Annotated in this window: 14 protein-coding genes and 1 tRNA gene; 5 read left to right on the top strand and 10 right to left on the bottom strand. The window is 69.7% G+C overall.

The genetic code is table 11. The features are described from left to right. A partial coding sequence (locus ETD86_RS48620) for a MinD/ParA family ATP-binding protein (RefSeq protein WP_211370795.1) occupies nucleotides 1–970 on the top strand: 970 nt, incomplete at its 5' end. Nucleotides 971–995: 25 nt separating this feature from the next. On the opposite strand, the gene ETD86_RS48615 is transcribed toward ETD86_RS48620, so the two are convergent. Beyond that, nucleotides 996–1,082 (bottom strand) — tRNA-Ser (locus ETD86_RS48615). Nucleotides 1,083–1,106: 24 nt separating this feature from the next. On the opposite strand from ETD86_RS48615, the gene ETD86_RS48610 reads away from it, so the two are divergent. Then, on the top strand, nucleotides 1,107–1,460 hold the full coding sequence (locus tag ETD86_RS48610; RefSeq protein WP_170223698.1) for an STAS domain-containing protein: 354 nt from the start codon (nucleotides 1,107–1,109) through the stop codon (nucleotides 1,458–1,460). 227 nt (nucleotides 1,461–1,687) lie between these two features. On the opposite strand, the gene ETD86_RS48605 is transcribed toward ETD86_RS48610, so the two are convergent. The 6 genes from ETD86_RS48605 to ETD86_RS48580 are packed head-to-tail and all read right to left on the bottom strand — an operon-like array spanning nucleotide 1,688 to nucleotide 6,254. Next, nucleotides 1,688–2,536 carry an NUDIX hydrolase gene (locus tag ETD86_RS48605; RefSeq protein ID WP_138673404.1) on the bottom strand — a complete coding sequence of 283 codons (849 nt, stop codon included), beginning with the start codon at nucleotides 2,534–2,536 and terminating at the stop codon, nucleotides 1,688–1,690. Nucleotides 2,537–2,548: 12 nt separating this feature from the next. Further along, nucleotides 2,549–3,286, bottom strand: a complete 738-nt coding sequence (locus ETD86_RS48600) for a M15 family metallopeptidase (RefSeq protein ID WP_246149410.1) — start codon at nucleotides 3,284–3,286, stop codon at nucleotides 2,549–2,551. A 29-nt stretch (nucleotides 3,287–3,315) separates the two neighbouring features. Next, entirely contained in the window at nucleotides 3,316–3,792 is a 477-nt protein-coding gene (locus ETD86_RS48595; protein WP_138673403.1) for a universal stress protein, read from the bottom strand. Between the two features lie 16 nt (nucleotides 3,793–3,808). Next, nucleotides 3,809–4,045: a hypothetical protein gene (locus ETD86_RS48590; RefSeq protein WP_138673402.1), complete on the bottom strand. Its 237-nt coding sequence runs from the start codon at nucleotides 4,043–4,045 to the stop codon at nucleotides 3,809–3,811. Beyond that, nucleotides 4,042–4,455 (bottom strand): hypothetical protein, encoded by a 414-nt coding sequence (locus tag ETD86_RS48585; protein ID WP_138673401.1) that lies wholly within the window; start codon nucleotides 4,453–4,455, stop codon nucleotides 4,042–4,044. Before ETD86_RS48585 ends, ETD86_RS48590 begins: the two co-directional genes overlap by 4 nt. Beyond that, entirely contained in the window at nucleotides 4,452–6,254 is a 1,803-nt protein-coding gene (locus ETD86_RS48580; protein WP_246149408.1) for an MDR family MFS transporter, read from the bottom strand. Before ETD86_RS48580 ends, ETD86_RS48585 begins: the two co-directional genes overlap by 4 nt. A gap of 97 nt (nucleotides 6,255–6,351) precedes the next feature. Between ETD86_RS48580 and ETD86_RS48575 the strand changes: the two genes are divergently transcribed. From ETD86_RS48575 to ETD86_RS48565, 3 genes are all read left to right on the top strand, one after another. Next, nucleotides 6,352–6,909 carry a TetR/AcrR family transcriptional regulator gene (locus ETD86_RS48575; protein WP_138673400.1) on the top strand — a complete coding sequence of 186 codons (558 nt, stop codon included), beginning with the start codon at nucleotides 6,352–6,354 and terminating at the stop codon, nucleotides 6,907–6,909. Between the two features lie 138 nt (nucleotides 6,910–7,047). After that, nucleotides 7,048–8,364 carry a glycoside hydrolase family 6 protein gene (locus ETD86_RS48570; RefSeq protein ID WP_211370794.1) on the top strand — a complete coding sequence of 439 codons (1,317 nt, stop codon included), beginning with the start codon at nucleotides 7,048–7,050 and terminating at the stop codon, nucleotides 8,362–8,364. A 108-nt stretch (nucleotides 8,365–8,472) separates the two neighbouring features. Next, nucleotides 8,473–9,453, top strand: a complete 981-nt coding sequence (locus ETD86_RS48565; protein WP_138673399.1) for an LLM class flavin-dependent oxidoreductase — start codon at nucleotides 8,473–8,475, stop codon at nucleotides 9,451–9,453. A 3-nt stretch (nucleotides 9,454–9,456) separates the two neighbouring features. Here the strand turns inward: ETD86_RS48565 and ETD86_RS48560 are convergent, their stop codons facing one another. The 3 genes from ETD86_RS48560 to ETD86_RS56230 are packed head-to-tail and all read right to left on the bottom strand — an operon-like array spanning nucleotide 9,457 to nucleotide 10,660. Next, on the bottom strand, nucleotides 9,457–9,909 hold the full coding sequence (locus tag ETD86_RS48560) for an ATP-binding protein (RefSeq protein WP_138673398.1): 453 nt from the start codon (nucleotides 9,907–9,909) through the stop codon (nucleotides 9,457–9,459). Next, complete coding sequence (locus tag ETD86_RS48555; RefSeq protein ID WP_138673397.1) at nucleotides 9,893–10,435, bottom strand: PAS domain S-box protein; 543 nt, start codon at nucleotides 10,433–10,435, stop codon at nucleotides 9,893–9,895. The genes ETD86_RS48560 and ETD86_RS48555 overlap by 17 nt, the downstream gene beginning before the upstream one ends. A 48-nt stretch (nucleotides 10,436–10,483) precedes the next feature. After that, nucleotides 10,484–10,660 (bottom strand): hypothetical protein, encoded by a 177-nt coding sequence (locus ETD86_RS56230; RefSeq protein ID WP_170223697.1) that lies wholly within the window; start codon nucleotides 10,658–10,660, stop codon nucleotides 10,484–10,486. Nucleotides 10,661–10,865 lie beyond the last annotated feature (205 nt).

Below are 10,865 nucleotides of genomic sequence, written 5' to 3'. Positions count from 1 at the left end.
GTTCACCGCCCCGCCCCGGCCGCCGGTCACCGGCCGCCCGACCGCCGAGAGCCTCGACCCGGAGTCCCTGCTACGCGGACGGCGTAACGCCCCCTCCAAGGGCTGGCGCCGCCTGGTCTACAAGGCGTCCGGCGGCTGGATCAAGCCCGGCGAGCCGCCGGAGGTACGCCGCCGCCGCGAGCTCGTGACCAGGGCCCGCACCCCCGTGACGACAGGACACCACCGCGTGGCCGTGCTGAGCCTCAAGGGCGGCGTGGGCAAGACCACCACCACGGTCGGCCTCGGCGCCACCCTGGCCCAGGTGCGCGGCGACCGCGTCATCGCCGTGGACGCCAACCCGGACCGCGGCACGCTCTCCGACAAGCTGGTCCTGGAGACCTCGGCCACCGTACGTGACCTGCTCAACGAGCGTGACCAGGTCAAGCGGTACGTCGACATCAGGGCGTTCACCTCCCAGGCGTCCTCGCGCCTTGAGGTCCTGGCCTCCGATCGCGACCCGTCGGTCTCCGAGGCGTTCAGCGGCTCCGACTACCAGGCCGTCTCCCAGGTGCTGGAGAACTTCTACTCGATCTGCATCACCGACTGCGGCACCGGTCTGCTCCACTCCGCCATGGGCGGCGTGCTCGGGCTCGCCGACCAGATCGTCCTGGTCAGCTCCCCGTCGGTGGACGGCGCCAGGGCGGCCTCCGCCACGCTCGACTGGCTGGAGGCCCACCACTACGGCGACCTGGTGAAGAACGCGACTGTGGTGTTGTGCAGCGTCCGGCCCCGGTCGAAGTCGGCGGTCGACATCAAGAAGCTGGAAGCCCACTTCGCCGCCCGATGCCGCGCCGTGATCCGGGTGCCGTACGACCCGCATCTGGAGGAGGGCGCGGAGATCGACCTGGACCGGCTGCAGGAGCCCACCAGGGACTCCTACCTTCAGCTCGCCGCCTGCGTGGGCGACGGCTTCGCGGGGATCCGCGATTGAGCGTCCGCGGGGATCTGCGACTGAGCGGAGGGTATGGGATTCGAACCCATGAGGCCATCGCTGACCTGGCCGCTTTCAAGGCGGCTGCACTCGTCCACTATGCGAACCCTCCCGTGCGCAAACCACGATAGCGGCTGTGGTGACGGCGGTGTACGTTCAGGTGGTGGCGGATCTCAACGTCGAGGTGGCGCGTGCTGAGCCTGGCACGCTCGTGCGCCTCGTCGGCGATCTCGACAAGCTCACCGCGCCGTTGCTCAAGGAACGCCTGCTGAAGTTGTTCGCCGACGGCCGGGTGGAGGTCGTCATCGACGCGACGCGGCTGGAGTTCTGCGACTCCAGCGGCCTGTGGGTGCTGGTCGAGCACCAGCGCCGGGTGGCCGCGCACGCCGGCTGGTTACGCCTGGTCGGCGTGCACGGCGTCCTGCAGCGGGTGCTGGACGTGACCGGCCTCAAGGCCGCCTTCGACGGCGTGGTCGTGGCCGAGCTGTAAAGGCCACCGGTCGCTCAGCCGACTGTAAAGGCCACCGGTCGCTCAGCCGGCTGTAAAGGCCACCGGTCGCTCAGCCGGCTGTAAAGGCCACCGGTCGCTCAGCCGGCTGTAAAGGCCACCGGTCGCTCAGCCGGCTGTAAAGGCCACCGGTCGCTCAGCCGACTGTAAAGGCCACCGGTCGCTCAGCCGGCTGTAAAGGTCACCGGTCGCTCAGCCGGCTGTAAAGGTCACCGCTGGCTCAGCTGAGCGAGCAGCCACCGCGGGCCCACGACCTCCGCGCCCAGCTCGTTGACCCGCTCTCGCAATCCCCGATCCGCGGTCACCACGACCACGCGCTCCCACGGCCGGGCCTCGCGCACGACATCCACGATCGCGTCGTCCCCACTGCCCTTGGCCGCGACCACCTCGATCCCGGGAACCCCGGGTACGCTCTTGGCCGCGCCCTCCACGACGGCGACCACTCTCGGATGCCACTGCGCCAGCACGGGATGCTCCAGCCTGAGCCCGGCCACGTCCTCCAGCAGCCGCGTCGCCGCCCCTGCCCGGTCGCGCCACCAGCCGTGCTCGGCTCGCGCGCCCACGATGTTGGCCACGTCCAGCACGATCGTCTCCGGCCTGAGCTCTTCCTGGATGTCGCCCCACGTCGCCGCGAACCCCGGATGCAGCTTCCTGCCGGCCACCTCGTTCAGCGCCAGCCAGCGCATCTCGGTGCTCTCGCGGTTGGCCGGCGCCGCGGCCAGCCGCACGGCCGACTCGGCGATCACCGTCTCGAACGCCCACCCGCCGTGATCGTCGAGATAGACGCCCCGCACCCGCAGCCCCTCGCCGCCGAGCGCCGCCTCCTCGCGAGCCTCGCGCAACGCGCTCGTGACGGCGTCCTCGTGGCTGTCCCGAGCCCCGCCGGGCAGCCCCCACGTGCCGCCGTGGTGGCTCCACCAGGAACGTTTCTGCATGAGCACGTACGGCACACCGAGGTCGTCATGGTGCACGACGAGCAGCCCCGAAGCCCCGTGCAGCCCCCAATGCCTGTGGCCCTGGGAGCATTCGGTCCACCCGTCGCCGTCCTTAGCCGCCATGGTGGGATTGTCTCAGCCTCCGCCCTTGGAGAAGTGCTGGTAGTCCTTGGCGCCGGACCAATAGCCGCCCCACTCCCAGCCCACCTGGGCGAAGGCCTTTACCACCTTGTCGCCCGGATTAATCACACCTTTGCCCTTCATTGGGCGCTCGGTGTACTTTTTGGCATTGTCGTGTGCAGTGCTGCCACTTGCGGTGACATATGGGTTCTGGAGGGGATTGATGTCTATCGCCTCCCCGTAGGCATGGTTCGACCAGCTGCTGGAACCGGTCGCCCTGCGGCAGTTGAAGGCTGAGGTGTTGTTCGCGTCGATCGAGGCGAAGTCGTCGGCCTTGTACGCGTCCACCAGCTTCATCTGGTAGATCGGCCAGCGCCACCCGTACAACTTCTTGAAGACCGTCACGATGTCGTCGGTCACTGTCTTGCGCACGACCAGCTCGCCCGTGTGCGGCTTGTTGTCGAAGCCCCAGTAGGACAACGTGACCAGCCGCAGATCCCGGTAGTGGACCGGGCAGCCGGGCCGCCACGAGTACGGCAGGCGGTCGCGCGTGACGTCCGACACCTTGGCGCTGAACGCGGGCGGCGGCGTCGGTGTCGGCGTGCTCGGCGCGGTCGTCGTCGAGCCGGGTGCCGGCGTCTCGGGTGCGGGAGCGGGCGTCATGGGCTCAGGAGCGGTCGAGGCGACCGGCTCCGCCGTGCCGCACGAAACGCACGCGAGCACCACGAACGCCATGGTGGCTACACGCTTCATCTAGCCACCATATGCGACGTCTCGCCAGGTCAGGGGACTATCAGCACGGTACGGCGAGCTCGTTTCGCCAGCGTCGCCGCCACCGAGCCGCACCAGGAGTGACGCGAGCGGCCCACCACGATGGCGTCGGCCATGTACGTGCTCGCGAGCGTCTCCAGCTCCCGCGCCGCGTCACCCCGTACGCTGACGAACTGCCACGGGACGCCCGCGCCCTTCAGCTCGTCCCTGAGGTCGCCGGCGAGGTCGCCCGCCGAGTCCGGGATGATCGGCGACCCGGCGAAGAACCACAGGGCGGCGGCGTTGAGCGACTCCACGAAGGCGACGAGCAGTCCGGCGTCGTCCCTGCGGGCGAGCCCGGCCGCGTACGCGAGGGCGTTGCGGCTCGGGCCCGATCCGTCGAAGCCCACCACGAGCAGGCCGGCGCCGTCCTTGCCGATCTCGAACTGCCCTGCGGGGAGCCTGCCTGCCAGCGGCTCCCACCGCGGGTCCGTACTACCGCTGAACACGGCATGCTCCCAGCGGTCAGTTCTCGGCGTGCTTACCGCGCCGGGCCAGCTCGCGCAGGGCGTCGGCCGCGTAGATCACGAGGGCCACGAAGGAGACCGCGGCGAGCGAGCCGCCGAGCCACAGGTCGTTGACCGTCGCGTCGACGTACGCGGCGCCCCTCGGCTGGTAGCCGACCGCGAACGGGGCGGCGACCAGCCACAGGCCGCCGAGGAACAACAGGACCAGGGCGGAGACGCCCACCTTCGCCTTCATCGGTTCTCCTCCACTCCGACCAGGGGAGCCTTGCCGTTCCTGCGGTGCTCACCCGTGTTGTTCAAGTCCTCACGCAGCGCCTCGACGAGCGGGGCGAGCAACGTGGCCAATTCGGCGGACGACGCCTGAGGCGCGCTCGGCACCGCCTCGGGCTCCGGCTCGCTCACGCGCGGGCGCACGACCACCAGGCCCCGCGCCACCAACTCCTCATGCAGGGCCATGGCGAAACTGATCACACCTGCGAGCCCCACGACCGCCACGCCGAGCCCGGTGAAGAACTCCGACAGGGTGGGGTCGGTCCAGTCGGCGTTCTCCGGCTGGGTGCCCAGGGCGAAAGGCGCGATCATCAACCACAACCCGGCCAGCACCGCCAGGGACGCCGCGACGGCGCCCACGAACTTGCGAATCATTGCGAGATTCCTCCAGAGACAAGGTCTTTCTGCGGGGGCGTGGCCTGCGTGATCAGGGCCCGCGAGGTAGGCCGCAGCACGGTACGCGCCACCGCCCTGGCGCGTTCGAGCTCGGTGCCGCCCTCCGGCGGGGCCATCTTGGCAACCGCGGTGAGCAGCGCGGACGGCCCATCCGCCCGCTCCACCCGCTGGGCCACGAGCTCCAGCAGGAGCCCGGCCAGGACCAGGTCGTCCTTGCTGAGCGGCTCGGGCGCCGCGGGCACCGTCGCGGGGCCACGCAGGGGGAGCTCCTTCAGGAAGATCGTGGCCACGAAGCCGAGCAGCGCGATGGGCACACCCACCAGGAACACGGTCTCCAGGCCGCGCGTGAACGACTCCAGCACGATGTTCTTGATCGGCCCAGGCAGTTGCTGGATGGCGCTCGGGCTGCCGAGCTGGACGTCCGAGCCGCCGGGCAGCGAGATGCCCGCCGCCTTGAGCATCTCGGCCATCTCGTCCTTGAGCCGGTTCGTCAGGATCGCGCCGAACGCGGCCACGCCGACGGCGCCGCCCAGCGAGCGGAAGAACGACACGCCCGACGTGGTGGAGGCCATGTCGCGCTGCTCCGCGCCGTTCTGGGCGGCCAGGATGAGCATCTGCATGGACAGGCCCAGGCCGACGCCGAGCACGGCCACGTCGAAGCCGATGAGCCACTCGCTGGAGTCCACGTGCAGGCGGGAGAGCATGAACAACCCGACGGCCACGATGAACAGGCCCGCGACCGGGAAGATCTTCCACCTGCCGGTCTGCGTGACGATCTTGCCGGAGATCACGCCGGACACGAACAACGCCGCCACCATCGGCAGGGTCATCAGGCCCGAGTTCGTCGGGCTGAGGCCCTTGACGATCTGCAGGTACTGCGGCAGGTAGATCATCGCGCCGAACATCGCCATGCCGACGAACAACGACGCCATGCTGGTCAGCACGAACGTACGGTTGCGGAACAACCGCGGCGGCAGGATCGGGTTGCCCGCGGTCCGCTCGGACAGCACCGCGAGCGCCAGCATGAGCAGGCAGATCGCGGCCAGGAAGTACGTCCACACCGAGTTCCACTCGAACTGGTTGCCGCCGAGCGTCAGCAGGAGCATGAGCGCGCTCGCGCTGGCCGTGATCGTCGTGGCGCCCCAGATGTCGATCGAGGTGCTCCGCTTGACGTGGGGCAGCCGCAGCACCTTCTGGACCACCAGGAACGACACCAGCGCGAACGGCACCACGACGTAGAAGCACCAGCGCCAGCCGAGCCAGTCGGCGTCCACGATGAACCCGCCGAGAAGCGGCCCCGCGACCGTGGAGATCCCGAAGACGGCGCCCATGTAGCCGGAGTACCGGCCCCGCTCGCGCGGCGAGACGATGTCCCCCAGGATCACCTGCGAGAGCGCTGACAACCCGCCCACACCCAGGCCCTGCACGGCCCGCGCCGCGATCAGCTGCCCCATGTCCTGCGACAGGCCGGCCACCACCGAGGACGCGACGAACAACCCCAGCGCCGACTGGAAGAGCAACTTGCGCCCGAACAGGTCGGACAGCTTGCCCCACAGCGGCGTGGAGACCGTCATCGTCAGCATGGTCGCGGACGCGACCCATGAGTACTGGTCCTGACCGCCGAGTTCCCCCACGATCGTCGGCAGAGCCGTGCCCACCACCGAGGTCGAGATCATCGATGTGAGCATCGCGAGCATCAGCCCGGACATGACCTCGAGGATCTCGCGGTGGGTGTAGGCCCGCTGCGTGGGGGACGCGGTCCCCGCCTGGGCTACCAAGACACCACATCCCCTTCATGCAGATTTATCCGACTTGAGTATACGCATGTTTACTAGCCGCGCGGCAAGTAGGGCTCTCTTCAGTAGAGTTCGGGGCATGAACGCCGAGGTGACCCGGCTCCGTGGCAGGGAGGCCACCCGTGAGCGGATCCTGCAGGCCGCGCGCACGCTGTTCGGCGAGCACGGCTACGAGCAGGTGACCATCCGCATGATCGCCGCCGCCGCGGACGCCAACATCGCGCTGGTCGGCCGCTATTTCGGCTCCAAGGCCGGGCTGTTCGGAGCGGTGCTCGAGGGCGAGCCCACCATCAGTTCACTGTTCGAGGGCGACCAGGAAGGGCTCCCGAGGCGGCTGGCGGAGTACGCCGCCGAGCGGATGCAGCACCCCCCGGACAGTCCGATCCTGCGAACGCTCGAACGGTCCGCCCGCCATCCCGAGGTCCTGGAGGTGGCCCGCGAGCGACTCATCGCGGCCGTGCTCCAGCCTTTGGAGGCGCAACTCGGCGGCGGTCCGGACGCGCGGGCCAGGGCCCGAATGGTGGCGGCGGTCTTCCTGGGCATCGGGGCCATGCGCCGCCGCGTCGGTCCGGAGAAGCCGACGGCGGCCGACGTGGACCGGCTCACCGCGGTCTTCGAGGTGTGCCTGGCCGAGTGAAAGTTTCACCTGCCGGGTGCCTCCTGGCCAGGGGATATGCGGTTGCGAACGATCGGATGTCTTTGAGCGACCCGCAACGCCTCCCTACCATCCGAGGAGCCAGTGGGAGCGCTCCCACATGACCGACGGAGTGATTTCATGTCTCGCAGAAAGCCCATGTTGGCGGTGCTCCTGACGGCGGCCGCCATGGCCGCCGCGGGGGCGGTCGTGTTCTCGTCGTCCACCGCCCAAGCCGCCGACTCCGCTTTCTACGTGGATCCCCAGACGAACGCGGCCAAGTGGGTGGCCGCGAACCCGAACGACAGCCGTACCCCCGTGATCAGGGACAGGATCGCCGCCGTGCCGCAGGGCCGGTGGTTCGCCACGTACAACCCCACGACCGTGCGCGGCCAGGTCGACACGTACGTCGGCGCCGCCGCCGCGGCCGGCAAGATCCCGATCATGGTGGTGTACGCCATGCCGAACCGCGACTGCGGCGGCCCGAGCGCGGGCGGCGCCCCCGACCACGCGTCCTACCGTGCCTGGATCGACCAGATCGCGGCCGGGCTGGCCGGACGTCCCGCGACGATCGTTCTGGAGCCGGACGCCCTGGCGATCATGTCGAACTGCATGAACGCCTCCGAGCAGGCCGAGGTCAAGGCCTCCATGGCGTACGCGGGCAAGAAGCTCAGAGGCCAGGCCAAGGTGTACTTCGACATCGGCCACGACGCCTGGCTGGGCGCCTCGGAGGCCGCCTCCCGGCTGAACGGCGCTGACGTGGCCAACAGCGCCGACGGCATCGCGGTCAACACCTCGAACTACCGGGCCACGCCCGGGCTGGTGTCGTACGCGAAGAGCGTGATCTCGGCGACCGGCGTGTCCAGGCTGAAGGCCGTCGTCGACACCAGCCGCAACGGCAACGGCCCGTCCGGCAGCGAGTGGTGCGACCCGGCCGGCCGCGCGACCGGCACCTGGAGCACCACGAATACCGGCGACTCCGCCATCGACGCCTACCTCTGGGTGAAGCCCCCGGGTGAGGCGGACGGGTGCATCGCGGCGGCCGGGCAGTTCGTGCCGCAACGCGCGTACGACCTGGCCATCGCCGCGCCGTCGCCCACCGCCACCCCGACCGTGACGCCCACCGTCACCCCCACGGTCACGCCCACCAGTGGTCCTGGGGGCTGCACGGCCACCTACAAGGTGACGAGTCAATGGCAGGGCGGTTTCCAGGGTGAGGTCACCGTGAAGGCCGGCTCGTCCGCCATCTCCGGCTGGAGGGTCGGCTGGACCTTCCCGAACGGGCAGACGATCACGCAGCTCTGGAGCGGCAACCTGTCCGGCAGCGGCACCGTCTCCGTCACGAACATGGGCTGGAACGGCGCCCTGGCCGCCGGCGCGACCACCTCGTTCGGCTTCACCGGCAACTGGAACGGCCAGAACGGCACCCCGTCCCCGGTCACCTGCACCGCGTCCTGACACCCTCGCCGGGCCCTCGACCGCGGGGGCCCGGCGAAATAACCGCGCCATATTTGCTGTTGCAACGAGCCAGGTCACCAATGCCGGCTCTGCGAAAGGCGCGTACTCATGGCTTTGCCGCTGTCCATCCTTGATCTGGCGCACATCGGCGAAGGCGAGACGGCGAGCGAGAGCTTCGCCGCCAGCGTGGCCCTGGCCCAGCGTGCGGAGGAGCTCGGATACCTGCGGATCTGGTACGCAGAGCACCACAACATGGACAGCATCGCGTCCTCGGCCACCAGTGTGCTCATCGCCCACGTGGCCGCGCACACCAGGACGATCCGCCTCGGAGCGGGCGGCGTCATGCTCCCGAACCACGCCCCGCTGACGATCGCCGAGCAGTTCGGCACGCTCGAAACCCTTCATCCCGGGCGTATCGACCTCGGGCTCGGCCGGGCGCCCGGCAGCGACCAGCAGACCATGCGGGCACTGCGCCGGAGCCCGGCCGCCGCGGACACGTTTCCCGAGGACGTGCTGGAGTTGCAGGGGTACCTGACCGGCCGGTCGCGGATCCCCGGCGTCGACGCGACCCCCGGCAAGGGGACCGACGTGCCACTGTACATTCTCGGGTCGTCCCTGTTCGGGGCCCAGCTGGCCGCCATGCTCGGGCTGCCGTACGCGTTCGCCTCGCACTTCGCGCCGACCGCGCTGGAGGAAGCCGTGGCGCTCTACCGGCGCGAGTTCAAGCCGTCCGCGCAGCTGGCGCAGCCGTACGTGATGGCCGCGCTCAACGTGATCGCCGCGGACACGGCCGAGGAGGCGCAGGAGCAGTTCCTGGCGGCCAAGCGGCTGCGGGTGAGCCGGTTCCTGGGGCGGGGGCGCACGTTCACGCCGGAGGAGGCGGACCTCATCCTCGAGTCGCCGGCCGGGCAGCAGATCCAGCAGATGGCCAAGTATTCGGCGGTCGGGGATCCGGGTGAGGTGAAGGACTACGTCGACCGGTTCGCCGAGCTTGCCCAGGCCGACGAGCTGATCGTCGTGTTCTCGGCGCCCGACAGGAAGGTGTGGCTGCGCTCGGCGGAGCTGCTGGCGCGGGCGTACGGGATCTAGCGGTCATTCGGTCTGCGGGCCGATCATGTAGGGACCGGTGGTCTCGGAGGCCGGTGCGGGGGCCAGCCCGGCCGCGACCAGCTGGGTCCGTAGCGTGATCACTGTCCGCTCCAGCGCCCTGATCTGCGCCTGGAGCCGGCGGATCTGGTCGCGCATCGCGACCGAGATGCTCTGCTCGGCGATCAGGTCGGAGCTGAGCTGGTCCGCCTGGGTGTGCACCCGGCCCATCTGCTTCTCCATCTGACTCAGGGCGTCCTCGTAGATCGTCTTCGCCCGGAGGAACGCCTCGGCGTCCACTTTGGAACGTTCTATCTCGGCCTGGCACTCGGCCTGCGCCACCGCGGTCTGCTGGGTCTTCTTGTTGGCGTCGGTGGCGGACCTGAAGGCGAGGTAGGCGACGCCGAGGGGGACCACGCCCACGCCGAGCTGGATGAGCAGGTCAGTCAGTCCCGGCATCACGACCTCCCTCCATGGGCCGGATCACGCCCGTATAGGTCATGCCGTCGTCGCTGTGCCAGGCGTTGACGGTCAGCGCGATGGGAAACTCGCTGCCGTCGCTGCGCAGGCCCACCAGCGGGATGATGCGCCCGGCCAGCTCAGACTGGCCGCTGGCGCGTACCCGGGCCAGCCCGCCCGCGTGCTGATCGCGGAAGCGAGGCGGCATCAGCACCGTCAACGGCTGCCCGACGGCCTCGTCCGTGCTCCAGCCGAACAAGGCCGCCGCCTGGGGATTCCACGACAGGATGATGCCGGACGCGTCGGCGACGACCACGGCCGTCGACCCCGTGCCCGGGAGCCGGTCCACGCGGACGGCCTCCGGCCAGGTGGCGATCAGCGCGATCCAGCCGCCGAACGCCAGCCAGACCGCCCCGCCGACCCAGCCGCGCGGATTGTCGCCGGTGAACGTCGAGACCAGGTAGACCAGCCCGTACAGCAGGAGCAAGGCAGTGGAGGCGGCGTAGGCGATCCGATCGGAGCGCATGAACGCCTGCACCAGACACAGGGCGCCGATGCCGCACCAGGCCGCGGCTCAGGCGTCCAGCGGGGCGAAGGAGGCCAGCATGGCGTAGCCGGGGGTTTCGCGCTGGTCGGCCGGCGCGAACGCGAGGGAGGCGGAGATGGCCAGGCTGAGCAGCCCGACGAACGCGAGGGACGCGCCGCGCCGCCCGATGCGGCGCGTCACTCGCGCTACGACGTCGTTACTCACAGTTGCTAGATTAATACAGATAGTTAGTCCAGGACCTGGTTAATCCTTGACCGTTGCTCAACTGATGTTCATGCCGCCGTCGGCCATCATGTTCGCGCCGGTGACAGCCGTGGTGGAGCAGGAATTGGCGGATGCCTCTCCAGCGCCGCCGGAGTGGCGGTCTCAGCCGGAACGTCGGACGACCGGCACATACCCACCCCGCGCC

This window comes from Nonomuraea turkmeniaca, assembly GCF_005889735.1.
GTDB lineage: Bacteria > Actinomycetota > Actinomycetes > Streptosporangiales > Streptosporangiaceae > Nonomuraea > Nonomuraea turkmeniaca.
The sequence above is the reverse complement of the archived record's forward strand: the minus strand, read 5'-3'. Positions and strand labels throughout refer to the sequence as shown.

What these genes read in the sequence shown, in the direction of transcription:
- ETD86_RS48605 (WP_138673404.1), bottom strand. Translation starts at nt 2,536, where the DNA reads ATGGCGGCTAAGGACGGCGACGGGTGGACCGAATGCTCCCAGGGCCAC.
- ETD86_RS48600 (WP_246149410.1), bottom strand. Translation starts at nt 3,286, where the DNA reads ATGAAGCGTGTAGCCACCATGGCGTTCGTGGTGCTCGCGTGCGTTTCG.
- ETD86_RS48590 (WP_138673402.1), bottom strand. Translation starts at nt 4,045, where the DNA reads ATGAAGGCGAAGGTGGGCGTCTCCGCCCTGGTCCTGTTGTTCCTCGGC.
- ETD86_RS48585 (WP_138673401.1), bottom strand. Translation starts at nt 4,455, where the DNA reads ATGATTCGCAAGTTCGTGGGCGCCGTCGCGGCGTCCCTGGCGGTGCTG.
- ETD86_RS48575 (WP_138673400.1), top strand. Translation starts at nt 6,352, where the DNA reads ATGAACGCCGAGGTGACCCGGCTCCGTGGCAGGGAGGCCACCCGTGAG.
- ETD86_RS48570 (WP_211370794.1), top strand. Translation starts at nt 7,048, where the DNA reads ATGTCTCGCAGAAAGCCCATGTTGGCGGTGCTCCTGACGGCGGCCGCC.
- ETD86_RS48565 (WP_138673399.1), top strand. Translation starts at nt 8,473, where the DNA reads ATGGCTTTGCCGCTGTCCATCCTTGATCTGGCGCACATCGGCGAAGGC.
- ETD86_RS48560 (WP_138673398.1), bottom strand. Translation starts at nt 9,909, where the DNA reads ATGCCGGGACTGACTGACCTGCTCATCCAGCTCGGCGTGGGCGTGGTC.
- ETD86_RS48555 (WP_138673397.1), bottom strand. Translation starts at nt 10,435, where the DNA reads ATGCGCTCCGATCGGATCGCCTACGCCGCCTCCACTGCCTTGCTCCTG.